This window comes from Pseudomonas sp. RIT409, assembly GCF_003052515.2.
GTDB lineage: Bacteria > Pseudomonadota > Gammaproteobacteria > Pseudomonadales > Pseudomonadaceae > Aquipseudomonas.
This window is the reverse complement of record NZ_QARE02000017.1, coordinates 24349-50310: the sequence shown is the minus strand read 5'-3', so window position 1 is coordinate 50310 and position 25962 is coordinate 24349. Positions and strand designations below refer to the sequence as shown.

Genomic DNA, 25962 nt, shown 5'->3' with positions numbered 1-25962 from the left:
CGGGCGCTGTCTGTTGTTTTGTTGCAGCGGCGTTCATCCGCAGAGGGTTGAGCAGTGAGTAAAACCCTTTCCCGCGTTCTCACCGCGGCCGCCAGTGCTCCCCGGGCTTCGTTGACCGAGTGGGTCGGAAAGACCATTCGGATGACGGATGGGGGATTTTGGGGGCAGTACTTCGGCACCTCGTCGAGTGGTAAGTCGGTAACCGTGAACAAGGCCATGCGTCTGACGGCTTGCTGGTCCTGTGTACGACTGATTTCAGAAACCATTGCCACTTTGCCGCTCGGCCTCTACCGCAAGATGGATGACGGTGGGCGGCAGACGGAAAGCGGCAACGACCTCCACTGGCTTCTGCGTAACAGCCCAAACAGCCGGATGACTGCCGTGCAGTTCTGGGAAGCTGTGGTCGCCTCGATGCTCCTGCGCGGCAACGCTTACGTTGAAATCCAGCGCTTGGGCACTCGCATCGTCGCGTTGGACTTCCTGATGCCCAATCGCGTCGATCTGGACGTCGACGATAAAGGGAATCTGATGTACTGGTACCGACCACCGAAAGGTGACCGCCGCCAGATACCCTCCCAGGACATGATGCACATCCCGGCATTCTCGCTCGATGGCCAAGTCGGGCTTTCACCGATTGCCTACGGTGCGGATGTGTTTGGCTCGGCGATGTCAGCCGAGGATGTGGCAGGTGCCACGTTCAAGAACGGCTTACACCAGACCGTGGCATTCGAGGTTGACGCGACGCTCAACAAGCAGCAGCGAGACGAATTCCGCGACTACGTTCAGATGATTTCCGGGGCAATGAACGCTGGGAAATCCCCGGTCTTGGAGAAGGGCGTCAGCGCCAAGACCATTGGAATCAACCCTGTGGACGCGCAATTGCTCGAGTCTCGCGAGTTCAGCGCCGAGGATATTTGCCGCTTTTTCATGGTTGACCCGACACTAGTGGGCTATAGCGACAAGGCATCGAACTGGGGCACCGGGCTCGAACAGAAGCTGCTGCGTTTCCTGACTTTCACGTTGCGGGCCTACATGCGCCGGATCGAGGAAGGCATAAGCCGCAGCCTGCTGTCGCCTGGTGATCGGCGCGTGATCTACCCGGAATATTCAATCGAAGGATTACTTCGTGCTGACAGCGCAGCCAGGGCTGCCTTCTACTCGCAAATGGTCCAGAACGGTATCTACACCCGTGATGATTGCCGAATTCGGGAGAACCTGCCCCGGCGCGGTGGCAATGCTGATGTCCTGACCGTGCAAACCAACCTTTCACCCATTGACCAACTCGGTCAAGAGAATGACGGGCAAGCCGCAAGGGCTGCTCTGCAGAACTGGCTCACCCAGCCGGAACCTTCCAAGGAGTAACTCATGCAACTGAACGTGAAAGCTGGCACCTTCCGCTGCGAGCTGAGCCCGCGTGCGCTCGAAAAATGGAATCCGGCTCTACGCGCGGCGGTGGAGACCTCATCCGACACCATCACCATCTACGGGGTGATCGGCGAAGACTGGTATGGCGAGGGCGTGACGGTTAACCGGATTGACGCGGCGCTGCGCGCCATAGGCGACAAGCCGGTCACCGTCTACATCAACTCTCCAGGTGGCGATATGTTCGAAGGCATCGCCATCTATAACCGCCTGCGTGAGCACAGTCAGGAAGTCACGACCAAGGTTCTCGGTATGGCCGCCAGCGCGGCCTCTATCGTTTATCTCGCAGGTGCCAAACGGCAAGTCGCTTCAAGCGCATTCCTCATGATTCACAACTGCTGGACGCTGTTGGCGGGCAATCGCAACTACCTGCGTGACGTGGCTGATGACATGCAGGAGTTCGACGCGGCCATGGTTGATCTGTACGCCGAAACGAGCGGACAGCCCGCCGCCGACATCGCCGAGATGATGGACGACGAAACGTACATTCGCGGCAAGCGTGCTCTGGAACTGGGCTTTGCTACCGGGCTGCTCACAGCCGACGAAGTCGTCGAGCGTGAGGACGAGGCCAGCCAGCAGACGAACGCCCTCAAAGCGATGGACGTGGCACTCGCTAAAGCCGGTGTTACGCGCAACGAACGCCGCGAACTCTTCGCAAATTTCAAGTCCAGCACGCTTCGCGCTGCTGGCGGGGGCACGCATGACGCTGCCCCGACCGACAAGCCTCGCGCTGTCGCGCCAGACCTTTCCGCCTCTCTGAGCGCGGCAACCGACCTTCTTAAATCCCTCAAAGGAAAATGACCATGGACTTCGAAGCCCAAGTCAAAGAGCTCAACGCCAGCCTCAAAGGCATTGGCGATCAAATCAAGGCCCAGGCGGAAGCCAGCCAGAAGGAAATCACGCGGCACGGCGAAATGCAGGCGGAAACCCGCGCCAAGGTTGACGAACTGCTGACCAAGCAGGGCGAGCTCCAGGCGCGCGTGCTGGAAGCCGAACAGAAGCTGGTCAATGCAAGTTCCAGCACTCCGCGCAGCGAACCGATTCAGAGCGCCGGCCAGCTGGTCGTTGCCAGTTCGGAGATGGAGGGCGTCAGTTCCTCCTTCCGCGGTTCGCGTCGCATTTCTGTCCCGCGTGCAGCGATTACCACCGCCTCGAGCGGCAGCCTGGTTCAGACCGACCGCCAGCCGGGCGTGATCGCTCCACCACAGCGTCGCCTCACGATTCGTGACCTCGTCGCACCTGGCACCACGGATAGCAACTCGATTGAGTACGTCCGCGAAACCGGCTTCACCAACAACGCCGCTCCTGTGGCCGAGACCACTGCGAAGCCGTACTCGGACATTCAGTTCGCTTTGGCGACGGCGAACGTGCGCACCATCGCGCACCTCTTCAAGGCAAGTCGCCAGATCCTGGACGACGCCGCGGCTTTGCAGAGCTACATCGATGCCCGGGCGCGGTACGGCCTCCTGATGGCTGAGGAAGCCCAGTTGCTGTATGGCAACGGTACCGGTGCCAACTTGCAAGGACTCATGACGGTCGCTCAGGCCTACGCCGCGCCTGCAGGGGTGACTGTTGTCGGGGAACAGCGGATCGACCGTCTTCGCCTAGCACTGCTGCAGGCTGAACTGGCTGAGTTCCCATCTGACGGTATCGTCATCAACCCGATCGACTGGGCAGCCATCGAGCTGACGAAGGATGGGGAAGGGCGCTACATCATCGGCGAGCCTCAAGATGGCACCACCCCGCGCCTGTGGAATCGCCCAGTTGTGTCCACCCAGGCTATGACGCAGGACGATTTCTTGGTGGGCGCTTTCAAACTCGGCGCGCAGATCTTCGATCGCATGGAAATCGAAATCCTCATTTCGACCGAGAACGCCGACGACTTCGAGAAGAACATGGCGACCATTCGTGCGGAAGAGCGTCTGGCCTTTGCGATCTATCGCACCGAGGCTTTCGTGACCGGTTCTCTGACCGAGTAATCAATCTACCGGCCGGGAAACCGGCCATTTGGAGGTTTGTATGGCTGATGTACTGATCAAGCCGCTGCGCAGCTATGAAGATCGTGGGAAGGTCCGCAAGCGCAACGACGATCCTTATCCCGCGCCGCAGTCGTTGGCGAAGGAACTGATGCAGCAAGGTCTCTGCGAGATCGTCGGCGAGGCTCCCATCGAAAGCGCTGAGGAACCCGAAAAACCGCCGACGAAGCCACAGGCCAAGCCATCCGCCAAAGCCAAGGACTCCTGAAAATGAGCGCGATCGACATCGAAACCGCTATGCACCATCTGCTGGCCGAGCCTGAAGATCAGGATCTCGTTCAAGCCATGCTTGATGCAGCGGAGGAGTCGGCCGCGCAGTTCATCCAGCGTCGTATCTATGCCGATCAAGTATCTTTGGATGCGGACCGGCTTCTCGTTCCAGAACTGCGGGCCAATGCACGAGCCGTTTACGAACAATCGATCGCCGCTGCCGATGAGGTTAGCGCCGGCTGTGACCGGCAATCCGCGATCAAGGATGCCGAGTTCATTTACGGGGTCGCGCTCGTCGACGCAGATAGCCGTGTTTATGGCGTCGTCCTCAACCCCGCAATTCAAGCCGCTTGCCTCCTGATTCTCGGACACCTCTTTGCGAACCGTGAGGATGTCATTGTAGGCAGTGCGGTTGCTGAAATGCCCATGGGTTCCAGACCATTGCTGATGCCATACCGCATCAAGATGGGTGTGTGATGCAGGCTGGCAAGCTGCGGCACCGCATCGATTTCCAGATCCAGGGCGAGGTGCAGGACCCTGTTACCGGCGAGATGGTGCATGGTTGGGCAACGGTCTGGCGAAAGGTCCCTGCTTCAGTAACACCGCTCAGTGCCCGCCTGCTGTTTGCGGCGCAGGCAGCCCAGTCCGAGGCGACGGCTCGCATCGTGATTCGATACCGCCTCGGCGTGCTGCCAACCATGCGGATCATCTACCGAGGCGAGGTCTACGACATCAAGGGCCCGGCGCTGCCGGACCCAGACTCTGGCCTGGAGTACCTCACCATTATGGTGGCGAAAGGGGTGAACGATGGCTGACGGTGTCGAGTTCAAGCTCGAGGGAATCGATTCGTTGGTTTCCAAGCTTGAGGCGATCAGCTATGACGCCAAGCGCAAAGGCGGGCGCTCGGCGCTCCGCAAGGCCGCTCAAATTGTGGCCAACAAGGCCAAGGAAGGCGCGCAGCGGATCGACGACCCGGCAACGGGCCGATCCATCGCTGCCAACATCGCGCTCCGCTGGAACGGCCGACTGTTCAAGAGCAGCGGCGACCTGGGATTCAGGGTCGGCGTGCTGCACGGCGCTGTCTTGAAGAATGGCGGCGACACCAGCGCGAATGCACCAACACCCCACTGGCGGTTGCTGGAGTTCGGCACGGCGAAGATGCGTGCGCAGCCGTTCATGCGCAAAGCCTTGGCTGATCACATCAGCGAGGTGACCAACACCTTCGTCACCGAATACGAAAAAGCCATAGACCGGGCGATCCGGCGCGCGACAAAGAAAGGAACGACAGCGTGAATTCAGCCCCTATCTTTGCCGTGTGCGCCGCCGATGCTGGCGTGACTGCGCTCCTGGGCGTGTCGCCCACCCGGCTTTACCCGTTCGGGGAAGCTCCCGAGGGGGTCGCCAAGCCTTATGCGGTCTGGCAACTGGTTACCGGAAGCCCCGAGAACTACCTGGCCGGTCGCCCAGACTTGGACGGCTACACCCTGCAGGTGGACGTCTACGGCGCCACCGCTGCTTCGGCCCGCGCTGTGACCACGGCCATCAGTACCGCCATCGAGTTGCAAGCCTACGTGACGCGCTGGGGCGGCGAGAGCAAGGACACCGAAACAAAGCTCTACCGATCCAGCTTCGATATCGACTGGCTCGTCCCCCGATAGTCACACCCAAACCATCCGGCCCGCCTTGTGCGGGTTTTTTTATGCCCGACATTTGGAGATCACCATGTCGATTCTGTCCCAAGGAACCCAGATTTACGCCCTGGTGCCCCCGCTCAATGGCAACGGTGCTCGGACTGTGCTGGCGATCGAGTGCGCGACGGCGTTCAGCCCAGGCGGCGCTCCCGCTGACCAGATCGAGGACACGTGCCTTGAGGATCAGGAGCGCAGCTATAAGAAAGGCCTGCGAACGCCGGGTCAGGCCTCGTTGACCGTCAACGCAGACCCGAACAACGCCAGTCACATCCGGCTGCATCAGTTGTCCGAGGCTGATGGCGATACAACCATCAACTGGGCTGTAGGTTGGTCCGATGGAAAAGCGCCTCCGACTGTGAATGCCGATGGTGATGACTTCGAATTGCCGACTTCACGGACTTGGTTCGTGTTTCGGGGGTACGTGTCGGACTTCCCCTTCGACTTCGCGGCGAACACAGTAGTCAGCACCGCCGCAACGATTCAGCGGTCTGGCGGTTCGGCCTGGATTCCAAAAACCACGCAGGCCGGCGCATGAAACTCACTCTGGAAAGCCTGAAATCGGTGGGCGCTTTCACTGGGCGCCCGGTCGAGAAGGAAATCAAGTGGTCGCAGGGCGACGATGAATACACCGCCACCGTGTTCATCCGCCCGCTGGGCTATCAAGCCGCTGTCAGCGATGTCAACGCTCTGAACGGAAAGCATGACAACCTCGCGGGCCGTATTGCCGCGAGCGTCTGCGATGAAGAAGGCAATCCTATCTTCACCGTGGGCGATATCACCGGCACTGCCGATCCTGAGCGCGGCGCCCTGGATGGTCGGCTGACGGTTGCGCTGCTGGCGGCCATCTTCGAGGTGAACAACCTGGGAAAGACGACGACTTCACCGCCATCGAAGAGCTCTGGCACGAACTCGCGATCACGTTCGGCTGCACGATCGCGGAAGCCCAAGAGCGACTGAGTCTTCGTGAGTTTAACCGGTGGGCCAAGTACCGGCGCGAGCGCGGATCGCTGAACCCCGCTGCTCGCATCGAGCGGGCGGTGGCGTTGCTGACCACCATCTATGCCAACAGGATTTCCAAGGACAGCGATTTCAAGCTTTCCGACTTCCTGCCCCATGAGGCTTCCCGCGAACTGAGCCTTGAGGAAGCGATGGAGGCGTGGGCCTGATTATCTTGGAGACAATGAATGGCCAACTCACTGGGCACCCTGACGCTTGATCTGATTGCGAAGATCGGTGCCTTCACTGGCCCGCTGGACAAAGCAAGTCAGGAGTCCAAGAAGCGTACTGCCGAAATCGCCAAGTCGTTTGACAGCCTGGCGAAGGGGGTAGGGGCGGCCGTGGGTTCGATCCCGGCGGTGCTCACCGCGCTGGTCGTGCACTCGGCCAGTGTGGCAAAGGAGATATCGAACCAAGCGGCCCTGGCCGGCCTGGGCACGACGGAATTCCAGAAGTACGCGGCTGGCGCCCAAAGCGTCGGCATCCAACAGGACAAGTTGGCCGACATCTTCAAGGACACCAACGATAAGCTCGGGGACTTTGCGAACACCGGTGGTGGCGCGCTCAAGGACTTCTTCACCAATATCGCGCCCAAGGTCGGTGTCACGGCCGACAGCTTCAAAAAGCTGAACAGCAAGGACGCGCTGGCGCTGTACGTGACGAGCCTCGAAAAGGCCAACGTCAACCAGCAGGAAATGACCTTCTACATGGAGGCGATCGCCAGCGACTCCACCGCCTTGGTCCCGCTGCTGCGCAACGGTGGCAAGGCTTTCGACGAGCTCGGCGCTTCGGCTGAGGCTGCTGGGGTCATCTTGGACGAAGGTACGATCGCGGCGGCCAAGCAGTTCGGGATCGAAGTTCAAGGTCTGGAGCAGTATCTAACCTCTGCGAAAACCATGCTGGCCGCCGAGTTCCTGCCGGTGCTGGCGCAGTTCACCAAGGACATCAATTCGTCGGCCAAGCAGGCAGGCGGCCTGAAAGGAGTGGTGGGCGACCTCGGCGAGAAGCTTGTCGAATCCACTGCGTTCCTGGTCAACGCAGGCGACGGGGTGGTTCGCGTTTTCGATATCGTGGCCAACACCCTGGTCGGCTTGTTCGCCACCGCCGTGGGCCACACTGATAATCTCGCCGCGCAAGCGAACGCGGCGCTGGGGGCATTGACCTTCGGGGAGACCTCCAAAGAGTTCAAGCAGAACGCTGCCGACTTCGCCAACAGCGCCCAGGTGCAGTTCGGCGTCGCTGCGCAGGCGGCTGGCAAGATCAAGGAAGACCTCGAAACCCCGCTGGCGGGAGACACGTTCAAAACCTACGTGGCCAATGCCAAGGCCGCTGCGGCGGAACTGGCCAAGACCAATCTGTCGGTTACCCCTGGCACCGGATCTGGCGTTAACCCCGCTGCCATTGCCGCGGCCGCTGCTGCTGCAAAAAAGGCTGCATCTGACGCGGCCGCTGCCGCCAAGAAGATTCAGGACTCTTTCAAGGACTCTGAGACCGACCTGCAACGGCAAATCGAACTGATCAACACCTCGGTCGATGCCCGGAAAAACGCCACGGAAGTCGCAAAGGTCCAGTTCGAAATCGAGTCAGGGAAGTTGGTCGGCATCAATGCGGACCAGCAAAAGCGATTGCTTGGGTTAGCTGCCGAGCTGGATGCAAAGAAGAAACTCAAGCAGGCGAACGAAGACGAGGCCAAGGCCGCTGCCTACGCCGCCACGCTCGATGCGGCCAACCGGACAGCGAAGTCAGGCTTCGATCAAGAGATTGCGGGTATTGGGCTCGGCGACAAGGCGCGCGACCGGCTGAAACAGGATCTTGCCATCCGGGAAGATTACAACCAGCAGATGGCTGACCTGCAGAAGCAGTTCAATACCGGCGACCTCAGTCCGGAAAACTTCAAAAAACAAACCGAGCAGCTCAAAGCCTCGTTAGCCGAGCGCTTGGCGATCCAGCAGGACTATTACACCGGTTTGGACAAAGCGCAGGCCGACTGGACCAACGGGGCGACGGCTGCTTTGGCCGACTATCTCGACAGCGCTCAGGACGTGGCAGGACAAACCAAGGGCCTGTTCACCAGCGTCTTCACCGGGTTGGAAGATGAGGTCAGCAGTTTCGTCGTGAAAGGCAAGGCGTCGTTCGCGGACTTCGCGAAGTCGGTGCTGGCGGACCTGGCCAAGATTGCGGCGCGCCAGGCGGCTAGCGGGCTGCTCTCGGCAGGCGTCTCGGCAATCGCTGGTCTGTTTGGTGGCAGCGGAGCCGCGGGCTCGTCCCAATCGGACTACACCGGTGCAGCCTTCGCGAACTGGACGAAGACCCAGGCGAAGGGCGGGGCGTGGCTGGACGGCATTCAGATGTTCGCCAAGGGCGGTGCATTCACAAACGGTTTAGTTTCCTCGCCAACTGCATTCGGCATGGCTGGCGGAAACCTCGGGCTGATGGGCGAGGCGGGCCCTGAGGCGATTCTGCCGCTATCCCGCACCTCTGACGGCTCGTTGGGGGTGAAGGCGATTGGCGGCGGGGGGGCCGCATCCTCCACTCAGGTGCTCATTCAACAAACGATCGCGGTGCCTGATTCAGGCGGCGCTTCCACTCAGGACGTACAGGCGGTCGGCCAGGCCTATGCGGACACAGCGAAGCGCGGGGCCCAGCAGGCAATCGCCGAGGAACTTCGCCCGGGTGGCGCGATTTGGAGGGTCATCAATGGCCGTTGAGACATTCACCTGGTGCCCAAGGATTGAGCCGACCAGTGCGCCGGGGTACCGGGTGCGCTCATCGAAATTTGGGAGCGGTTATGAGCAGGTGGTAGGCGACGGGATCAACAACCGCGAGGACAGTTGGCCCCTCACCTTCGTCGTGAACGAAACGGTGGCCCGGCAGATCAAGGCCTTCCTTGATCGCCACGGCAACTTCAAGTCGTTCTTCTGGACGCCGCCGCTGGGCGAGCTGGGGTTCTGGCGAGCCACCGCCCCGGCCATCACACCCAATGGTGCCGGGGTTTACACGCTGACTACCACCTTCACCCAGTCATACCTTCCATAGGGCTCATATGCCTCTGATCAAAGATATTCAGGTACTCGAGCCTGGGAGCGAGGTGCTCCTATTCGAACTGGACGGCAGCGACTACGGCGCCGACGTGCTGCGCTTTCATGGGCATGCCATTCCCTACACGGCAGCTGAACTGTTGGCCGCTGGCGCCGATGCGGATCAACTGCCAGCCAAGTCGATCTGGTGGCAGGGCAACGAGTACGGCGCCTGGCCGATGCAGATCGACGGCATCGAGGCCAATGGCGACGGCACGGCAGTTCGCCCGAAGCTGTCAGTCGGGAACGTGAATGGGCGTATCACCGCTCTGTGTCTTGCCTTCGAGGACCTGCTCGAGTTCAAGCTGACCATGCATCACACGCTGGGCACCTACCTCGACGCCGAGAACTTCCCGGCGGGCAACCCCAACGCAGATCCGACGCAGGAGTCGATCGAGGTCTGGTACCTCGATCAGAAGACCTCGGAAAACGGTTCGAGCGTAACGTGGGAACTGGCCAGCCCTGGTGACGTGGGCGGGGAGTCGATCGGCAGGCAGATGACGACGCTTTGCCACTGGTGCATGACGGGTGGATACCGTGGGCCGAACTGCGGCTACACCGGTCCATACCGGGACAAAGACGGCAACCTCACCGACGACCCCGAGAAGGACGAATGCGATGCCACGCTGGCGCGCGGGTGCGTGCCTCGGTTCGGTGATGGTAATCAGTTGCCCTTTGGCGGTTTCCCAGCCGTCTCCCTCATCGCTCGGAGTTGATCATGCTGAAACACATCCTGAAAGCGGTGCAGGCGCACGCGGCCGCCGAGTACCCACGGGAATGCTGCGGGCTGCTGATCAGCATCGGCCGCAAGCAGCAGTACATTCCGTGCACGAACACCGCGACGGAGCCGAACGAAGAATTCTGGATCGCGCCGGAGGAGTACGCCGCCGCCGAAGACCTGGGCGAGGTGATCGGCATCGTTCATTCGCACCCCGACGCCACCAGCCGACCGTCCCCGCGCGACCTGGCCATGTGTGAGGCGACCGAGTTGCCCTGGCACATCCTGAGTTGGCCGGAGGGCGACTTGCGAACCATCGTGCCCACCGGCAACACGCCGCTACTTGGGCGCCCGTTCGTGCACGGCGCTTGGGACTGCTGGCAGGTTTGCGCTGACTGGTACAAGCGCGAGTGGGGGTTGGAGTTCGAAGCCTTCAAGCGTGAGGACGGATGGTGGGAGCAGGCCGGAGGCTCAAGCTTGTACGAGCAGGCCTACGAAGCTGCCGGGTTCGAGCGTGTCGGCACACCGCAGCGGGGCGACATGATCGTGATGGAAGTAGGGCGCACCAAGCATCCGAACCACGCTGGGATCTATCTCGGCACCGATCCTGCGCTCCCGGGCGAGTCTGCGGAGGTGCACGGAGCGGGACCGTTCTTGCTGCATCACATGTATGGCAGGCCGTCCGAGATCATCGTCTTCGGCGGTCCTTGGCATGACAGAACCCGCCTGATCCTCAGGCACAGGGCCGCAAGGTTGTGATCCACACTGCCAAGAATTTTGAGTCGAGTGCTTACTTTAACTTTAGTTCTTGAATGAGCTGCTTCGCCCAAGCCGGCGCATTTTCAGGATCAGAAGCAGCTTCAGCTAAGCTGTGCATGTACACCGATAACGCTTCTCCGGGAGTCATGCCGAACTTTTCGGAAGTCTCCAAAAACTGGAGGTACGCCGCTTTGGTCGCAGCAATGACTACGGGCTCTTCGACCTCATTGTCAAATTCAAGCTGAATTCGGACAGTTTCATCTCCATCCTCAAAACCGCCCAGAGCCGTCGCTTCTACCCCCAGCGCTTTCGCTAATTCATATAGGTCTTCGGTGCTTGGTGAAAGATCGCCGAGTTCAAAATCAAGAAGCACAGATGTTGGGATGCCGGTCATCTTTGCAAGCGTATTTAAGCTGATTTTTTGCTGGGCCCGCAGATCTAGCAGGCGTGCGGAAAACCCTTGATAGAGAGGAATGCTTGGCCTGTCATCTGTTTCTCCGGTCAGGGCCTCTGGCGACACGTGTAGTGCCTCCGCAAGCTTAAGCAGCATCGTTTTTCTAGGCATAGCCTGGCCGGCCTCATACCTCGAAATTTGTGAGGGGGATACGCCCGCAGCATCACCTAGTTCTTGCTGAGTGATGTTTTGTTCACTTCTGATCTTGATCAGGTTGGAGGCGAAATTCTTCATAAGCGAGGGTTCCTATTCAGCACGCAGCATACTGCAAACTCACAAAAAGCAAAAACCTGTTTGACAAACGCATGAAAGGCAATAAACTCACAAAACGCAAACAGGGAGGCATCATGACTAAATTGAAGATCACAACGGCCGTGCGGATGCTGTCTGAAATGAGGGAGCGGTTGGAGCTTAAGGCTCTAGAAAACGGCCGCAGCCTTAGCGGCGAGATTGTTTTTCGGCTCCGGAAATCTTTGGAACTGGAAGATGAGCAGATCAGGAAGGCATGAAAAAGCCCCAACCGCGCCAACGGTTGAGGCTCATGAAGCAGAACGTCTAACTACCAGGAAAAACGTCATGAGCGATCATAGCACAAACGTAATACCTTTCAATTTCGGCGAAAAGCTGGTTCGCACCATGCTGATTGGCGATCAGCCATGGTTCGTTGCGACCGACGTAGCCGTAGCTCTCGAATATCGTGATGCGTTCAACATGATCCGCATTCTTGATGACGACGAAAAGGGTACTCAGATAGTGAGTACCCTTGGCGGCGGACAAATGCTGCAGGTTATTAACGAGTCCGGGTTGTATTCGGCCATTTTGCGCAGCCGCAAATCTGAGGCTAAGCGCTTCAAGAAATGGATAACCTCGGAAGTTTTGCCAGCGATTCGCAAGCATGGGCGCTATGAGGACAATCATAAGAAAATGCCAACCCTCATGGATGAGCTGATAGGGATGAGCGAACTCAACGTTCTCAAGGGCTTGATTCGCGACAAGGCAAAAGCGGTTCCCGCATCGATGCAGCAGAGTTTTGCGATGACGATGCACCGTCGCCTGCATACCCGCTTCAATGTGCCTCGCACAGAGTTGATACCTGTCGGTCAATTCGACATTGCATGTAGCTTCATCGGTAGTTATGCCCTTGAAGGCGAATATCTTGGGAAGGAGATTGATCAGCCAGGACGGCTCAATATCCATCAGCCTCTTGACGCGTTGACCTGTCGCAGGCCGTCGATGTTGGTTGACCGAGGCAATGGACATGCCTGGCTGGATGTGAAGATTTCCGATCTGCATGAGAACTTTCGCTCACCTTGCGAGCTGATCTTGAGCGAACTGACGCGGGCTGGCTACGACGTCGACGGCGCATGGTGGGAAGTGCGGACAATGCGCAACAAGCTGCGAGACATCGGTTCGTTTGTCAAAGGCTTGAACGCCCTGATCGATGAGCCTCAGCGTTACGCAATCAAAGATGGGGTGATGGCATGAGTGCGTTGATGACTGTGCCATTTCACGGCGTAAATCTTTCTCTGGTAGAGCCCGATGGTCACCCATATGTGCCTATGAAAGCCATTGTGAATGGCATTGGGTTGGACTGGGTAACTCAACAGAACAAGCTGAAAAGTAATGAAGCTCGGTGGGGGTATAGGCTTATCCCTATACCTTCTCAGGGTGGTGAGCAGGATGCTGGCTGCCTACCGCTTCGGAAGCTTCCAGGCGCAATCAAAGACGGGGTGATCGCATGAGTGCCTTGATAATTGCGGGCATTGAGATTCACCAAGACCAAGACGGCCGGTTCAGCCTGAATGACTTCCATCGTGCAGCCGGTGGCGAAAAACGTCATGCGCCGAATGAGTGGATGAGGATCGGGCAGGCCAAGGAGCTGGCGGAAGAAATTGGCAAAGCGGGAATTCCCGGTTTGAGGACTGCTCGCGGCGGTCGCGCCCCAGGCACTTATGCTTGCAAAGAGCTTGTATACGCATACGCGATGTGGATCAGCCCTACGTTCAGCCTGCATGTGATTCGCACTTTTGACTCAGTAGCAGCAAACGACCAACACATTCCGCAAGAAAAACGCTTGCCCGTAGCCGCTGACAACCTTGATGCAGCCAGGCGCATTGCCGAGCTGTTCGGGCTTGAAGGAAATCAGGCGCTACTGAGCGCGAACAGCATGGTGAAGTCAGCCATTGGCGTAGACCTGATGGAAATGGCCGGGGTCAAGCGGCTGGTGAACGAGTCGCAGGAGCTGAATTTCACGCCCACTGAACTAGGTGCGAAGTTTGGTATGAGCGCCGTCGGCATGAATAAGCTGCTTGCGGACTGCGGCCTTCAACGCCAAGTGATTTGCAAGCCGGGCAAGAAGCGCTGGGAGGTCACGCCGGATGGCAAGCTATTCGCTGTTATCACCGACACAGGGAAAAAGCACAGTGACGGCAAGCCTGTCCAGCAGGTCCTCTGGAAAGAGTCGGTGCAGGAAATGCTAAAGCGCCTGGCTGACAAGCTGCGTGCTGAATCTACGTCAGTAGTAATAGGCGGTTCCCGCAGCTAATCCTTAATGATCACGAATGCACCCCGCAGATGCGGGGTTTTCGTGCTGTTGCTTCGCGTACCTTGTTGCCGGTGATAGAGTCTGCCGAAACCACAATGAGGGATCATCATGAGAATTTTTGTAGGGGCGCTTGCTGTTGCTCTGCTGGCTGGATGCGGCACAACGCCTGTGTCGTCAACCGATGCGTCACCTGTTCCCGAACAAAGGCTCCTTGCTCGCCAGTCGGCCGTAAAAGATGGCGGAACGTTGGTGGTGACCAGAGACAACGGATGGACGGCTGGCGGTGGATGCTACGTCGCTCTGCTACTTGATGGTCAAGTGGCAGCCCGCATTGGTACAGGTGAAGTTGCCCGGCTACAAGTCTCCCCAGGCCGACACTTGATTGGCATTTCTGGTGATTCTGAAGGTGCTGGTTTGTGCGGCCTGCAAATAGGTCAGCCAACCAAGGAAACATCTCTTGAACTGAAGCCTGGCGAATTGCAGAGATATCGCATCTCTGGCGATACAAATGGTCTTGATCTCAGGCCGACTTCGCTCTAGTTAAAAGCCAGAGCCGCTGAATAGCGGCTTTTTTATTGGAAGGTAGAAATGTCAGATCCAGCGATCCTCTACACCCCTAAAACGACTATTGAGCTTAGCAGCATCCTTGGCCGGAAATTCTTCCGAAAGCATCAATTCCAACTTGACACCGGAAGTGTGTGGGAAGTCTTCAGGGCTTTGAAAGCTGCTGTTCCTGGTTTTGCTGAAGAGATCTTAAGGCTGCAGCGGCTAGGAATGGAATTTGCGGTATTTCGCAACGGGCAGAACGTCGGCGTCGAAAACTTCGAACTGGGTGGTACGAAAACCCTCAGGATTTTGCCGGTAATCAAAGGTGGCAAGCGGGCAGGTTTACTGCAAACCGTGATCGGCGCGGTGCTCATAGTGGCCGGTTATGGATTGTCAGGATTTACTGGTGGTGCGAGTACCGCTCTCGTACCAGTTGGCGCCGCGCTAGCTGCCGGAGGCGTCATCCAAATGCTCAGCCCGCAAGCCTCAGGACTTCGCCAGAGCGCGTCGCCTGAGAATATGCCCTCGTACGCATTCGGCAGTGCCAAGAACACCGTCGCGAGCGGCAACCCGGTACCGATCTGCGTTGGCAACCGCCGATGGGGCGGGGCGATCATTTCCGCCTCAATTGTTGCCGAAGACAAAGCCTGACCCTGAACTGAAACACCCGGCCGCCAATAGGCGGTTTTTTTGTGCCTGGAGAAAAGTATGGGCGTAGTTGAACACCTGGATATCCACGGCTCGAAAGGCGGTGAGAGCAAGCCAAAATCGCCGATCGAGGCCGCCGACAGCCTGCGCTCTACCAACTTGGCCAAGATCCTGATCGCGGTGGGCGAGGGTGAGTTCGACGGCGTGCCGACGGCTGCGGACATCTACCTCGACAACACGCCGATCAACGATGCCAGCGGCAACGTCAACTTTCCGAATGTGAAGTGGGAATGGCGTTCGGGTTCGGTTGAACAGGACTATATCCCCGGCATCCCCTCCGTTGAAAACGAGACCACCGTTAACGTCGAGTTGCGCAGCGACAGCCCATGGGTGCGGTCCGTCACCAATACCCAACTGTCGGCTGTGCGCGTCCGCCTGGCCTGGCCAGTCCTTCAGCGTCAAGATGACAACGGTAACGTGGGCGGTTATCGCATCGAGTATGCAATCGATGTGTCCACAGATGGGGGCGCTTATCAGCAAGTGCTCAGCGAAGCCGTCGACGGCAAGACCACCACCCGCTATGAGCGCTCGCGCCGCATCGATCTGCCCCCGTCGACGTCTGGCTGGCTTATTCGCGTCCGTCGTCTGACTCCGAACCAGAACACCAACAAGATCGCGGACACAATGATCATCGCGGGCCTGACTGAGGTCATCGACGAGAAACTGCGCTATCCAAACACGGCGCTCCTTTACATCGAGTTCGATGCCGAGCAGTTCAGCAACATTCCGGCGGTGACGGTGAAGTGCAACGCCCGCAAGTGGCAGGTCCCGAGCAACTACGACCCAGTCGGGCGCACCTACAGCGGAGTATGGGACGGCACCTTCAAGCAGGCCTGGACCAACAACCCGGCGTGGATCACGTTCGGCATCTGCACGGTTGACCGCTTCGGCCTGGGTAAGCGCATCAAGCCGTACATGGTGGACAAGTGGGAGCTTTATCGGATCGCTCAGTACTGCGACCAACTGGTACCCAACGGCATTGGTGGCCAAGAGCCGCGTTTCCTGTGCGACATGAACCTGCAGGGCAAAGCCGAAGCCTGGACGCTGCTGCGGGATATCTCGGCTATCTATCGAGGGATGACCTACTGGGCCCAGGGCCAACTGGTTATGCAGGCCGACATGCCGCGGGCGCAGGATTTCGATTATGTCTTCACGCGGTCGAACGTGATCGATGGCGAGTTCGACTATGGCAGTGCCTCATCGAAAACCCGCTACACGCGGGCGATCGTCAGCTACGACAACCCGGCCAACAACTACGACACCGATGTGTCCGCTTTCTCCGACTTGGCGCTGCAGCGCCGTTTGGGCGACACGCCAGTTGAAATCAGCGCTATCGGCTGCACGCGCGCCTCTGAGGCTCAGCGCCGAGGCAAGTGGGCGGTGCTGAGCAATAACCAGGACCGCACCGTCATGTTCAAGACCGGCATGGAAGGTGCGATCCCGCTGCCTGGCTTCATCATCCCGATCGCTGATTCTCTATTGGCAGGCCGTGAGCTTGGTGGGCGTATTTCCGCGTCGGCCGGGCGCGTCGTGACGCTGGACCGTGACACGCTGGCCAAGGCGGGGGATCGGCTGATCATCAACCTGCCCAGCGGCAAGGCAGAGGGGCGGACGGTGCAGTCGGTAGCCGGCCGCGCTATCACCGTTACGATGGCCTACAGCGAGACGCCGAGTCCGCAGTTGCAGTGGGCGCTCGACGCCGATGACCTGGCCATTCCGCTGTACCGTGTGCTCAGCACCAAGCGCACGGCCGAGGGCGAATACGAGATCTCGGCGCTGCAGTACGAGCCGAGCAAGTTCGCCTACATCGACACCGGCGCGCGCCTGGAAGAGCGTCCGATCAGCGTCATCCCGATCACAGTGGTACCCGCGCCGGCGAGCGTCACATTGACGTCGACAACCGCCACTGCACAAGGCCTGGCTGTCACCACGATGACCATCATCTGGCCTGCGGTAAACGGCGCCGTCGGCTACGACGTGGAGTGGCGCAAAGACAACGGCAACTGGGTCAAGGTGCAGCGCACTGGCGCGACAAGCGTCGACATCGTGGGCATCTACGCGGGCGCCTACCTGGCCCGCGTCCGCGCGGTGAGCGCTTACGACATCTCGTCGATCTGGCGCACCTCGATTCTGACCCAACTGAACGGCAAAGAAGGTCTGCCCCCGGCAGTCACCTCGCTTGTAGCCACACCGCTGATCTTCGGCATCCACCTGAAATGGACTTTCCCACCAGGTGCCGAGGACACCCAGCGGACCGAAATCTGGTACGGGCCGACCACGGACCTTGAAGCCGCGACAAAGCTCAGCGACCTGGCCTACCCGCAGTCCGAATTCACCATGCAAGGCTTGCGGGCGGGGCAGAGGTTTTTTTTCTGGGCACGTCTGGTCGATCGTACCGGCAACGTGGGGCCATGGTTCCCGAATGACGGGACCGTCGTTTCCGGCATAGCCAGTACCGATGCCGACCCTGTACTGGATCTGCTGCTCGACCAGCTCACAAAGGACCAGTTCGGGCAGGACCTTAAGGCGGAGATCGACGGCAAGGCCACCCAAGCCTATGTCGACGGCCAGGTTGCCGACCTCGAGGAGCAAATCGGCCAGATCGTCAGTGGAGGTGTGTACGACCCGAACACCGCCTATGTGAAATACAACACGGTCCGTGTTGGAAACAATCTGTGGTCCGCCATTCAGGATGTCCCAGCAAACGCAGACGGCTCCAATGCTCCGCCCAATCCGACCTACTGGACCAACGCCGGGCAGATTACTCAGGAAGCCGGGGCGCTGGCGGCGCAGGTGGAACAGAACCGCGTGGACATCCAGCAAACCGACGACAAGGTCGAGGCGCAGGCCGACACCATCGAGGGGTTGCAGACTGAAATTGACGGTAAGGCAAGCGCCAGCGCTGTCGAGCAACTGTCCACGACGGTGACCCAACAGGGTCAGACCATCACTTCCCATGGGCAGTCGATCACATCGATCACCAACAGGATCAACGATCCGAATACTGGGCTGGACGCCCAAGCGGGCGCCATTGATTCGCTCGAGGGCACCGTCAGCAATCAGGGCAATCAGATATCCGCCAACGCACAAGCGATCGGCGGTGTCTATGCCCAGGTGAACCCGGCAATGGCTGGCGAAACCACCTCTTACGCAGGATCGGAGCAGACCTATGTCGGCGTGTACTCGATTCAGTCCGCCATCATTGAGGGCGACTTGGCTCAAGGGCAGCGAACCGACAACGTCGTCGTGCAGTTGGGCCAGCAGAGTGCAGCGATATCGGTCGCGCAGTCGGCGTCAGTCCGCGCCCAATCCACTGCGGAAGGGGTTAAAAACGCGGTCGATATCTCCTATCAGGTCAAGCTGCAGGCAAATAATGCGGGTGACTTCACCTGGGCGGGTTTCGGCCTTGGACTGAGCAACGCGAGCGGGGTGTTCCAATCCCGGTTTGTCATTGCCGCTGACCAGTTCGTCATCGCGACGACGCTGGGTGCCGATTACGCGACCTCGCCGTTCGCGGTGGTGGGCAACCAGACCTTCATCAAAGATGCATTCATCAGCAAGCTGGCGGTCGTCAACGGCGTAGTGGGCTCGACGTTGTACTCACAAACGCTCACCAGTTACGGGACGCCACGCATGACGGTGAATTTCAACTTGGGTGAGATGCTGATCAGAAACAACGCAACCAATGGTAAGTATCTACAGCTAAATGAAAGCGGCCTGTTTATGGTCTCTGGATCTGTGGTGGTCGTCGAACTGAGCATGTAGTTAGGAGTTGGTATGCCTGGATTAACAATTAGGCGGCCGGATACCGGGGCGACCATTCTGGCCTTGTCCGACAGAATCACACGCGTATTCGGGACCATTGGGATAATCGCTTCAAACACAAATGGCAGTTACACCTACCCTGGCACTGACGGAAATCCCTGGTACTTCATGCGGCTTCCGGTTGGGGTGGACAAGCCTGCTGGTAGCACTGGCTCCTATCCGTTGAGTGGTAGCGTGACACGGTCTGGAAGAACTCTAAGTTGGAGTAACGTTCCCGTGGGAACTCAGATAGTCGTGGGAGTTTATTAGTGCCTACTGTGAGGTTTCGTAACAACACCGGCAATGTTCTTATTGACGACACCTATCAGAACCTTGCGCTGAGAGCGTCGGGGCAAGTGACTACGGCCCCGACCAATATTCCTGGCTTGTCACAGTTCTTCCTGACCCTGCCGTCTGATCAAGGAGTTCTGGCTTTCCGATGTGCAAACCCATGCTCGATATTCAATGTGACATATGCCAACGGTAACGCGACCTACCAGCTATGCACGACAGGCGGCAATGCCGTAGTGAGTTACTGGCAATTCGATCTGCCTCAGTACACTGCAGCGCCGCTGAACTGGCCAAAGCTTATCGTTAGGAATCCGGTTAACGGGAGTCTGATATTTGACTCACGGCTGAAATATATGAGGGTTCTGGACTTCATTGAAATGTCCATAGATGACGGGAATCCCAATCCATATCAGCCTGTGTACGCGGGCAGGTTGCCTGCCGTAATTGAATCGAAGCGAGCATGGAACATGGTTTCGCAGATATTGCCAGGCACCCCGACTATTGCTGTCGGTGGCTATTCTGGAAGCTTTGCGTCTACCCCATCAACGCAGGTCAATATCTACAAAAACCAAGAGTATTACACCTATAACGACCGCCCAGCTAATTCGGATGGGTACCCGGCGGCTTCGTCCTACCAGTCCGCATACATGATTGTCGATGTTTCTAATTTTTAGGGGTCTTAAATGGCAGTTCAGACAATTAACCTGGGTACTCCTCCTACAGGCGTCGGGGGTGATACCCCGCGCAGCGCATTCATTAAAATCAATGCAAACTTCGCCGAATTGGCCACCAGCCCAGCCATTCAGAACTTGCGCGTGTTGTCTGCGGCAGGCTATGGCGCTGGTCAAGGCGGTTATACAGGCTGGAACGACCCGACCGACAGCAGCGGCTTTTCCGGTCATATGGCGTTCACCGCTAACAAGGGCGGAGGGAGCGGCGGATTCAGTTGGCGCTCGGTGAATGCGGACAACACGCAAGGTGGTCCTACGATGACCTATTCGTACGAGGGGCAGCTTAATATTCCTTACCGGTTGACATTAGGCGGCCGGGACGTGGTTGCGAGAGGCGTCAATGCGAACGGCACATGGATCAGGTTCGCCGATGGCACCCAGATTTGTCAGAAGCGGGTGGCCACTGACGCGCTAACCACAGCCGTCGGCAGCGTCTATGCATCAAACGCCTATGGCGGCGGCGCCTTTCCTGCAGCGTTTGTAGAACAACCCGTCGTGGTGGCAGAAGCCTCGATAGCCACCAACGGCACGTCGGGTGGTATCTGGGCTTCTTCGTGGTCTGCAAATGGGATCAACGAATGGGGCAACTACCGTGCATTTTCGGCAACCCAGGTGGCTGGCGCAGGTGCTTATATCAACCTAGTGGCCACGGGCCGGTGGTTCTGATGATTATCAAACTCTCCCCTCAGATCAGCGATGAAAAACTTGAAGTCATCAAGTCAGGCAGTGTCCTCACATTAAATGGCGAAGCGTTTGACTTCTCCCGGATGGCAGACGGCGACACGCTACCCCGGTCCGCGATCGCATCGGATTGGTTCGTGGGCGACGTCGACAAGATCGGTGAAGAGCTCGTCGTGACGCTCACGTTGCCGCTGCCGGTGAATTACAGCCAGGAGCAGGCATTTCCGGCCGACCTGCTGAACGTGGCCGACGGGCCGGTTGCCTTTCCTCAGCCATTGCCTGAGCCAGTAGCGTTACAGGAAATCACGCAGGAGCCCGCCGCATGAGCAATATCGACTGGTCGCAACTCATCACCAAGGCCATGAAAGATGCCGCCGCTGCCGCCGCAACGCTGGCCGCCGCCAAGGCAGAACTTGCATCGCGAAACACTCTCGCTGCTCAGCAGATCGCCAGGATCCAAGACCGTGTCGATACGCTGGGGTACGGCGTCGATTCCGGCGAAGCGACGGAGGAGGACGAGAACGAGCTCGCCGCCCTGACCGTCAGCCTCAAGGCCTGGAAGACCTACAAATATGCCCTAGGCAACGTGACCAAGCAGACTGCCTGGCCTGCAGCACCTGTCTGGCCAACGGCTCCTGCCATCCCTGATATCGCCGCCGATCCCGCCGCGCTGGCGCCTGACACCGTCTGATCGCGATCACGCGACCCGACCCGCCATTGAGCGGGTTTTTTTATGCCTGGAGAAAAGTGAATGCCTGCAGAAACCCGCGGAGTCCGGAACCGAAATCCCGGAAATATCGACTACAACCCCCGCAACCAGTGGCAGGGCCAGCTCCCGCCAGATCCCTCGATTGAGAAGCGCTTCGCCCGATTCGACACCGCAGAGAACGGCATCCGCGCCCTGGCCAAGCTGGTGCTGGCGTATCGGGGCAAGGATGGGATGCCAGGCGTGGGCGCAACCGGCATCGACACGGTTCGCGAGGTCATCAACCGGTGGGCACCGGGCGTCGAGAACGACACCGATGCCTATATCAAGGCCGTGGCGAACGGCGTGGGCGTTGCGCCGAATCAGCCGATCGATCTGCGCAACTTTCGCACGCTGATTGCCATCACCACCGGCATCATCAAGCAGGAGAACGGGGGCGTGCCTTACGCGGCGTCGGTGATAGCCGAGGGCGTGCGGCGGGCTTTGGCATGATCGCTAATCCCGCTGCACCCTCGTCACTCAATGTCTAAGCCTTGGGAACAAACTGGGACTCGCCTGAATCAAGCGTCAGAGAATTGATCGAATAAGCGCTATGCCTACAACGTTAATAATCGACTGGAACTCTCACTGGCGGCTGAGTCCAGACAAGGTGATATGCCGCGGCTGCGAAGCGGAGCAGGTCGAAAAGTATAAAGATCGACCATTTGTGCATATTGATCGCTGTCTCTACGGAGAACGCCGGTAGCCTTGGGTAGAACTGGGGACGGCGCTCAACACCGCTGGCGTCAGGAGCCGGATAGCTAGGCTCTGACTGTTAGGCGCAGCATCGCTGATCGCCGAGGGAGTACCGCGGGCTTCGGTCTGTAGGCTCGTAGAGCTGTTCCTGTGGGCTTTGCGCCTGCAATTCACCGCTGCGGGCCGCGACGGCCTGCTCAACCAGGAGATACGACGTCTCGATCAATGCAGGTTGCAGCGCCTTGGCCCGCTCAATATCCAGCAAAAAATTCTCTGCACGATTACCGTCACCTTCAAGCTCATCGCTGTCGGGCGACCTGTTGATCGTCGAAAGCAGATGGTCAAGCTCTTTGCGGATTGCCGCTGGCATCGCGATGTGGTCTGGCGTCATGGAGCGCCTGATACGATGAGGCTACCGAAATTCATGGTAGATGAGCTGTAACGACGCGGGAGGCTTTCCAAGTGGATTAGTTGCTTGCCTTCATCGCTGCCGGGTTTGATGCACGGCTGTCGGCTTTGGAGGGAGACGACCGAGCAAAATAGTGCATTGTGCCGATTGCTCATCGAAACGTAGAATGCCGCCCCATTCAGGATGCCAGCCAGGCATCGGCCCGGTTTCTACTTTCAAGGGAATTGTTTGATGAGCCTTCACTTCGCGGAAAAGCACAATCCTCACTTGAGCTATCGTCCCGATATAGACGGTATGCGGGCGATTGCCATTTTGTCGGTTGTGCTTTTCCACGCATTTCCAGCCTTGCTGACGGGTGGATTTGTCGGGGTTGATGTCTTCTTTGTGATTTCTGGCTATCTGATTTCCAGCATCATTATGAAGGCTGTATCGAAGGGGAGCTTCAGCTTCTACGACTTCTACATGCGTCGTGTCAGGCGGATATTCCCCGCCCTCATGGTAGTGATAGCTGCCACCTTTGCGGCTGGCTGGGCAGTCATGATGGGAGATGAGTTTAAACTTCTGTCGAAACACATCATGGCTGGCATTGGGTTTCTGCAGAACGTGTTGCTCTACACTGAATCAGGCTACTTCGACGCCAGCGCTGAAACAAAGCCACTACTTCATCTTTGGTCGCTTGGGGTGGAAGAGCAGTTCTACCTAGTCTTCCCTATCATTCTGATCGCTTTGCACAAGGCGAAGATCCCACTCCTGCCAGCATTGGTATCAATGTGGCTAGCATCGTTTATCTTAGGTGTGGCCTTCTTAGCTGACAGCCCTTCTGGCGTGTTCTTCCTTCCTCAGTATCGTTTTTGGGAAGTCCTCACCGGGAGCATTCTGGCTTACCTATCTCTTCGTAAGGGTGGACTCAAGGCTTCAGATGCAACCGGCAACCTGATGTCCTTTACAGGCATCATCATGATTTCCTTGGCGATTGCCTTAATCGACAAGACGGCTCGGTTCCCAGGATACTGGGCGCTCCTGCCTGTCGTAGGTGCTGCATTGATTATTGCTGGCGGCCCTGAGGCATGGGTTAATCGCAAGATCCTGTCAAACCGAGTCATGGTGTTCGTCGGGCTGATCAGTTATCCGCTTTATCTGTGGCACTGGCCAATCTTTTCATTTGCCTATATCGACCTGTCCGGGACACCTTCTACGGGGATTCGTGTTGCGTTGGTGTTAACTGCATTCATTCTGGCCTATCTCACATATCTTCTGATCGAGACGCCACTGCGTGTCAATGTGCCTGGACCAAAAGCATTCGCTGGGCTAATCGTCATTGCCCTCGCATTCATTGCTGTAAGCGCAACGACTGTCCATAAAAACGGCTTTCCGGGACGACAGGATGAGCGCCAAGAATTTGCAGAATACTTCGCCAATGGGCGCCCGGAGTGGCATTACTTCACTGAAAACAAGATCCCAGAACGTTTCCGCTACGACTGCGATTGGTACGATCAGACAGCATTTTTTAGCGGTGCAGCCACGAACGTACCAGTATTAAGCATTGCAGAGAAGTGCTACAAGTCTGCCGCGTCAAAGAAGGTGCTGTTCTGGGGCGACTCACATTCTCAGATGTATATCTATGGCGTAACCCATGAACTGCCAGCAGGTATTGGCATCCTAAGCGCCGCGAGTTCGGCTTGCCTGCCAAATCTTCCAGAGGTCGACACTTCGCCTGCTGAGTACTGCCGCAGATCTAATCAGTTCGCCATACAGACCATAAAAGACCAAAAGCCAGATGTGGTCATAATCGGGCAAATCATCGGTCACGACGTTTCGAACAGCCTCCCTCAGATTGCTGGCGCTCTGAAATCATATGGGGTGAAGCACGTAATTGTTATGGGGCCGGTGCCACGCTGGGAAACCAAGCTTTATCAGATCGTCCTGCGTAAATATTGGAAATCTACACCTCGCTTTATCAAGGATGACGTCGTTCAAGACGTTCTAGTGTCTGATGCATCTCTGCAGGCCAAGTACGGCGAAGGGCAGGGAGGCTTCGAGTACATCTCCATGATTTCGAATATATGCAATGGTGACGGATGCATGGTTTATATAGGTTCAGATCGTAAAATCGGCCTGACTACCTTTGACAACAGCCATATCTCACCAGCGGCATCGGTCTATGTCGCCCAAGGGATACTGGTTCCTGCCATCATGAGGAATCTCGAAGGCGACAAGCGCTGACGTCACCTGTCGCTCGCCATCGCATCCAGTATTGACCCTTTACGTCGATTGCCAGTTAACTGTATGTACATACAGTTCTGGCAGCCCATCATGTATTTCCTCATCACCCCACGCAGGCGGCTCGGTGTCGCCCTCACAAAGGAAGAGGTCCGCAAGGCAACGCCTGCAATGGGCGATGTCCACATTCGAGAAGATCGCGATGAAGCGCTGGGTCGCGTCACAATCACAGCCAGAGTGTTCAACACTTCCGCGACAGGGCTTGATGAATTGCCAAGCCTGGTTGATGCCAGCGTCACTAGCATGGCGCAGAACGGGATGAATGTCTCAGGTGTGGAAGAGGTAGAGGGGGTGTATTACTTTCAGTCGTGGTGGTGCCGCGTTGAATGGCCCGCTGGCAGAATGGGGCGGGGCTATCCGTCAGTCGGCAGAACACGTCATAGATCCCGACGGATTCAGGCGCAAGCTCTCGGTCTTGGCTGTTCGAGCATTTTCTGCGCGCCAGGTCGGCATCGAGGATCTGAACGAAATGCTCGAACTTGTCGATGCCGGGAGGGAGTGGGCGATGGCAGAGTTTGAAGGGGCGAACGCGATCGCCGAGTCGCCCAGTGGGCTTACATGCGACAGCTATTTCGATCGAGGATCCTCTTCAACGGCGGGGCCAAGGAGATCGTAGTACCGGTAATGGAAAACAGCCTGATCCTCGCGACCCTCCACTTTTGCTCTCAATGCCTGCTTCAGGTGCCAATCGCGCATCCGGCGCAGACTTTCCATTTGTCGTTGAGAACGAGAACTCTGCGGCATATGCCCTCCCTGACAGATATTGCTCCCTGATAATGTGAGCATAGCTATTCGAAAAAGGTGCCGAGATTATCCGTACGATTGCTTTTTCCCGACGAGCGTGAAGTTCGCCTATGAAATCGGTATTCTCGCCCAACGCTCGTCGCCTCATCTGTATAAATCCGGGAACAGGGAGGGGGCTGCGTGAATCGAGTAGTGAGAGCTGAAATCGGATCAATGCTATGCCCACAACTTTAATAACAGATTGGAGCGCTCACTGGCGGCTGAGTGCGGAGAAGGTGACATGCCGCGGCTGCCAAGCGGAGCAGTTGGCAGAGTGCAAGGATGAACCATTCAGGCATGCTGATCGCTGTCTCAACGGTGAGCGTCGCTTCCCCTGGGTGGAACTGGAGAAAGCGCTAAAGGCCGCTGGGCGTTAGCTT

Annotated in this window: 29 protein-coding genes; 27 read left to right on the top strand and 2 right to left on the bottom strand. The window is 57.9% G+C overall.

Annotated elements, in window-relative coordinates:
- Positions 1–54: 54 nt before the first annotated feature.
- From DBP26_RS19770 to DBP26_RS19700, 15 genes are all read left to right on the top strand, one after another.
- Entirely contained in the window at positions 55–1362 is a 1308-nt protein-coding gene (locus tag DBP26_RS19770; protein WP_108239214.1) for a phage portal protein, read from the top strand.
- Between the two features lie 3 nt (positions 1363–1365).
- On the top strand, positions 1366–2223 hold the full coding sequence (locus DBP26_RS19765; RefSeq protein WP_108239213.1) for a head maturation protease, ClpP-related: 858 nt from the start codon (positions 1366–1368) through the stop codon (positions 2221–2223).
- Between the two features lie 2 nt (positions 2224–2225).
- Positions 2226–3401 (top strand): phage major capsid protein, encoded by a 1176-nt coding sequence (locus DBP26_RS19760; protein WP_108239212.1) that lies wholly within the window; start codon positions 2226–2228, stop codon positions 3399–3401.
- A gap of 40 nt (positions 3402–3441) precedes the next feature.
- On the top strand, positions 3442–3666 hold the full coding sequence (locus DBP26_RS19755; protein WP_108239211.1) for a hypothetical protein: 225 nt from the start codon (positions 3442–3444) through the stop codon (positions 3664–3666).
- Between the two features lie 2 nt (positions 3667–3668).
- Positions 3669–4145 (top strand): head-tail connector protein, encoded by a 477-nt coding sequence (locus tag DBP26_RS19750; protein ID WP_108239210.1) that lies wholly within the window; start codon positions 3669–3671, stop codon positions 4143–4145.
- On the top strand, positions 4145–4483 hold the full coding sequence (locus tag DBP26_RS19745; RefSeq protein ID WP_108239209.1) for a phage head closure protein: 339 nt from the start codon (positions 4145–4147) through the stop codon (positions 4481–4483). Before DBP26_RS19750 ends, DBP26_RS19745 begins: the two co-directional genes overlap by 1 nt.
- The gene (locus DBP26_RS19740; RefSeq protein ID WP_108239208.1) at positions 4476–4961 is read left to right on the top strand and encodes an HK97-gp10 family putative phage morphogenesis protein; all 486 of its coding nucleotides are present in this window, start codon (positions 4476–4478) and stop codon (positions 4959–4961) included. The genes DBP26_RS19745 and DBP26_RS19740 overlap by 8 nt, the downstream gene beginning before the upstream one ends.
- The gene (locus DBP26_RS19735) at positions 4958–5326 is read left to right on the top strand and encodes a DUF3168 domain-containing protein (protein ID WP_108239207.1); all 369 of its coding nucleotides are present in this window, start codon (positions 4958–4960) and stop codon (positions 5324–5326) included. Before DBP26_RS19740 ends, DBP26_RS19735 begins: the two co-directional genes overlap by 4 nt.
- A 64-nt stretch (positions 5327–5390) precedes the next feature.
- Positions 5391–5894 carry a phage tail tube protein gene (locus tag DBP26_RS19730; RefSeq protein ID WP_108239206.1) on the top strand — a complete coding sequence of 168 codons (504 nt, stop codon included), beginning with the start codon at positions 5391–5393 and terminating at the stop codon, positions 5892–5894.
- Entirely contained in the window at positions 5891–6316 is a 426-nt protein-coding gene (locus tag DBP26_RS19725) for a phage tail assembly chaperone family protein, TAC (RefSeq protein WP_108239205.1), read from the top strand. The genes DBP26_RS19730 and DBP26_RS19725 overlap by 4 nt, the downstream gene beginning before the upstream one ends.
- Before the next feature lie 80 nt (positions 6317–6396).
- Positions 6397–6525, top strand: a complete 129-nt coding sequence (locus tag DBP26_RS27390; RefSeq protein ID WP_256601956.1) for a hypothetical protein — start codon at positions 6397–6399, stop codon at positions 6523–6525.
- A 171-nt stretch (positions 6526–6696) separates the two neighbouring features.
- Positions 6697–9063, top strand: a complete 2367-nt coding sequence (locus DBP26_RS19715; RefSeq protein WP_158541443.1) for a phage tail tape measure protein — start codon at positions 6697–6699, stop codon at positions 9061–9063.
- The gene (locus tag DBP26_RS19710) at positions 9053–9391 is read left to right on the top strand and encodes a phage tail protein (protein ID WP_108239202.1); all 339 of its coding nucleotides are present in this window, start codon (positions 9053–9055) and stop codon (positions 9389–9391) included. Before DBP26_RS19715 ends, DBP26_RS19710 begins: the two co-directional genes overlap by 11 nt.
- 7 nt (positions 9392–9398) lie before the next feature.
- On the top strand, positions 9399–10148 hold the full coding sequence (locus DBP26_RS19705) for a phage minor tail protein L (protein WP_108239201.1): 750 nt from the start codon (positions 9399–9401) through the stop codon (positions 10146–10148).
- 2 nt (positions 10149–10150) lie between these two features.
- Complete coding sequence (locus DBP26_RS19700; RefSeq protein WP_108239200.1) at positions 10151–10909, top strand: C40 family peptidase; 759 nt, start codon at positions 10151–10153, stop codon at positions 10907–10909.
- Positions 10910–10940: 31 nt separating this feature from the next.
- On the opposite strand, the gene DBP26_RS27385 is transcribed toward DBP26_RS19700, so the two are convergent.
- Positions 10941–11597 (bottom strand): helix-turn-helix transcriptional regulator, encoded by a 657-nt coding sequence (locus DBP26_RS27385; RefSeq protein ID WP_146749677.1) that lies wholly within the window; start codon positions 11595–11597, stop codon positions 10941–10943.
- 113 nt (positions 11598–11710) lie between these two features.
- Between DBP26_RS27385 and DBP26_RS19690 the strand changes: the two genes are divergently transcribed.
- The 11 genes from DBP26_RS19690 to DBP26_RS19635 all read left to right on the top strand — a co-directional run bounded on the left by DBP26_RS19690 (position 11711) and on the right by DBP26_RS19635 (position 21867).
- Positions 11711–11872, top strand: coding sequence for an Arc family DNA-binding protein (locus DBP26_RS19690; protein ID WP_108239199.1), 162 nt, complete (start codon positions 11711–11713; stop codon positions 11870–11872).
- Between the two features lie 67 nt (positions 11873–11939).
- Positions 11940–12848 carry a Bro-N domain-containing protein gene (locus DBP26_RS19685; RefSeq protein ID WP_108239198.1) on the top strand — a complete coding sequence of 303 codons (909 nt, stop codon included), beginning with the start codon at positions 11940–11942 and terminating at the stop codon, positions 12846–12848.
- Positions 12849–13101: 253 nt separating this feature from the next.
- Positions 13102–13908 (top strand): KilA-N domain-containing protein, encoded by an 807-nt coding sequence (locus tag DBP26_RS19675; RefSeq protein WP_108239196.1) that lies wholly within the window; start codon positions 13102–13104, stop codon positions 13906–13908.
- Positions 13909–14016: 108 nt separating this feature from the next.
- On the top strand, positions 14017–14448 hold the full coding sequence (locus tag DBP26_RS19670; protein WP_108239195.1) for a hypothetical protein: 432 nt from the start codon (positions 14017–14019) through the stop codon (positions 14446–14448).
- A 48-nt stretch (positions 14449–14496) separates the two neighbouring features.
- On the top strand, positions 14497–15105 hold the full coding sequence (locus tag DBP26_RS19665) for a tail assembly protein (RefSeq protein WP_108239194.1): 609 nt from the start codon (positions 14497–14499) through the stop codon (positions 15103–15105).
- A gap of 57 nt (positions 15106–15162) precedes the next feature.
- Entirely contained in the window at positions 15163–18927 is a 3765-nt protein-coding gene (locus DBP26_RS19660) for a phage tail protein (RefSeq protein WP_108239193.1), read from the top strand.
- A 308-nt stretch (positions 18928–19235) separates the two neighbouring features.
- Entirely contained in the window at positions 19236–19931 is a 696-nt protein-coding gene (locus DBP26_RS19655; RefSeq protein ID WP_108239192.1) for a hypothetical protein, read from the top strand.
- A 9-nt stretch (positions 19932–19940) separates the two neighbouring features.
- Entirely contained in the window at positions 19941–20654 is a 714-nt protein-coding gene (locus DBP26_RS19650) for a hypothetical protein (protein ID WP_108239191.1), read from the top strand.
- Positions 20654–20995 carry a hypothetical protein gene (locus DBP26_RS19645; protein WP_108239190.1) on the top strand — a complete coding sequence of 114 codons (342 nt, stop codon included), beginning with the start codon at positions 20654–20656 and terminating at the stop codon, positions 20993–20995. The genes DBP26_RS19650 and DBP26_RS19645 overlap by 1 nt, the downstream gene beginning before the upstream one ends.
- A complete protein-coding gene (locus DBP26_RS19640; protein ID WP_108239189.1) occupies positions 20992–21360 on the top strand; it encodes a phage tail protein in 369 nt (122 codons plus the stop codon). The genes DBP26_RS19645 and DBP26_RS19640 overlap by 4 nt, the downstream gene beginning before the upstream one ends.
- A 60-nt stretch (positions 21361–21420) precedes the next feature.
- Positions 21421–21867, top strand: coding sequence for a structural protein P5 (locus tag DBP26_RS19635; protein WP_108239188.1), 447 nt, complete (start codon positions 21421–21423; stop codon positions 21865–21867).
- 322 nt (positions 21868–22189) lie between these two features.
- Here DBP26_RS19635 and DBP26_RS19630 read toward each other — a convergent pair whose 3' ends face one another.
- Entirely contained in the window at positions 22190–22501 is a 312-nt protein-coding gene (locus tag DBP26_RS19630) for a hypothetical protein (RefSeq protein WP_108239187.1), read from the bottom strand.
- Positions 22502–22750: 249 nt separating this feature from the next.
- Here DBP26_RS19630 and DBP26_RS19625 point away from each other — a divergent pair, with 249 nt between their 5' ends.
- Complete coding sequence (locus DBP26_RS19625; RefSeq protein WP_158541444.1) at positions 22751–24742, top strand: acyltransferase family protein; 1992 nt, start codon at positions 22751–22753, stop codon at positions 24740–24742.
- The last annotated feature ends 1220 nt before the right edge of the window (positions 24743–25962 follow it).

Bases quoted from the DNA above. Each gene is read 5' to 3' on its own strand.
- DBP26_RS19625 (WP_158541444.1), top strand. From the start codon at position 22,751: ATGAGCCTTCACTTCGCGGAAAAGCACAATCCTCACTTGAGCTATCGT.
- DBP26_RS19645 (WP_108239190.1), top strand. From the start codon at position 20,654: ATGATTATCAAACTCTCCCCTCAGATCAGCGATGAAAAACTTGAAGTC.
- DBP26_RS19630 (WP_108239187.1), bottom strand. From the start codon at position 22,501: ATGACGCCAGACCACATCGCGATGCCAGCGGCAATCCGCAAAGAGCTT.
- DBP26_RS19755 (WP_108239211.1), top strand. From the start codon at position 3,442: ATGGCTGATGTACTGATCAAGCCGCTGCGCAGCTATGAAGATCGTGGG.
- DBP26_RS19745 (WP_108239209.1), top strand. From the start codon at position 4,145: ATGCAGGCTGGCAAGCTGCGGCACCGCATCGATTTCCAGATCCAGGGC.
- DBP26_RS19705 (WP_108239201.1), top strand. From the start codon at position 9,399: ATGCCTCTGATCAAAGATATTCAGGTACTCGAGCCTGGGAGCGAGGTG.
- DBP26_RS19760 (WP_108239212.1), top strand. From the start codon at position 2,226: ATGGACTTCGAAGCCCAAGTCAAAGAGCTCAACGCCAGCCTCAAAGGC.
- DBP26_RS19730 (WP_108239206.1), top strand. From the start codon at position 5,391: ATGTCGATTCTGTCCCAAGGAACCCAGATTTACGCCCTGGTGCCCCCG.
- DBP26_RS19725 (WP_108239205.1), top strand. From the start codon at position 5,891: ATGAAACTCACTCTGGAAAGCCTGAAATCGGTGGGCGCTTTCACTGGG.
- DBP26_RS19660 (WP_108239193.1), top strand. From the start codon at position 15,163: ATGGGCGTAGTTGAACACCTGGATATCCACGGCTCGAAAGGCGGTGAG.
- DBP26_RS19710 (WP_108239202.1), top strand. From the start codon at position 9,053: ATGGCCGTTGAGACATTCACCTGGTGCCCAAGGATTGAGCCGACCAGT.
- DBP26_RS19690 (WP_108239199.1), top strand. From the start codon at position 11,711: ATGACTAAATTGAAGATCACAACGGCCGTGCGGATGCTGTCTGAAATG.
- DBP26_RS19685 (WP_108239198.1), top strand. From the start codon at position 11,940: ATGAGCGATCATAGCACAAACGTAATACCTTTCAATTTCGGCGAAAAG.
- DBP26_RS19650 (WP_108239191.1), top strand. From the start codon at position 19,941: ATGGCAGTTCAGACAATTAACCTGGGTACTCCTCCTACAGGCGTCGGG.
- DBP26_RS19665 (WP_108239194.1), top strand. From the start codon at position 14,497: ATGTCAGATCCAGCGATCCTCTACACCCCTAAAACGACTATTGAGCTT.
- DBP26_RS19750 (WP_108239210.1), top strand. From the start codon at position 3,669: ATGAGCGCGATCGACATCGAAACCGCTATGCACCATCTGCTGGCCGAG.
- DBP26_RS19700 (WP_108239200.1), top strand. From the start codon at position 10,151: ATGCTGAAACACATCCTGAAAGCGGTGCAGGCGCACGCGGCCGCCGAG.
- DBP26_RS27385 (WP_146749677.1), bottom strand. From the start codon at position 11,597: ATGAAGAATTTCGCCTCCAACCTGATCAAGATCAGAAGTGAACAAAAC.
- DBP26_RS19640 (WP_108239189.1), top strand. From the start codon at position 20,992: ATGAGCAATATCGACTGGTCGCAACTCATCACCAAGGCCATGAAAGAT.
- DBP26_RS19635 (WP_108239188.1), top strand. From the start codon at position 21,421: ATGCCTGCAGAAACCCGCGGAGTCCGGAACCGAAATCCCGGAAATATC.
- DBP26_RS19765 (WP_108239213.1), top strand. From the start codon at position 1,366: ATGCAACTGAACGTGAAAGCTGGCACCTTCCGCTGCGAGCTGAGCCCG.
- DBP26_RS19670 (WP_108239195.1), top strand. From the start codon at position 14,017: ATGAGAATTTTTGTAGGGGCGCTTGCTGTTGCTCTGCTGGCTGGATGC.
- DBP26_RS19740 (WP_108239208.1), top strand. From the start codon at position 4,476: ATGGCTGACGGTGTCGAGTTCAAGCTCGAGGGAATCGATTCGTTGGTT.
- DBP26_RS19675 (WP_108239196.1), top strand. From the start codon at position 13,102: ATGAGTGCCTTGATAATTGCGGGCATTGAGATTCACCAAGACCAAGAC.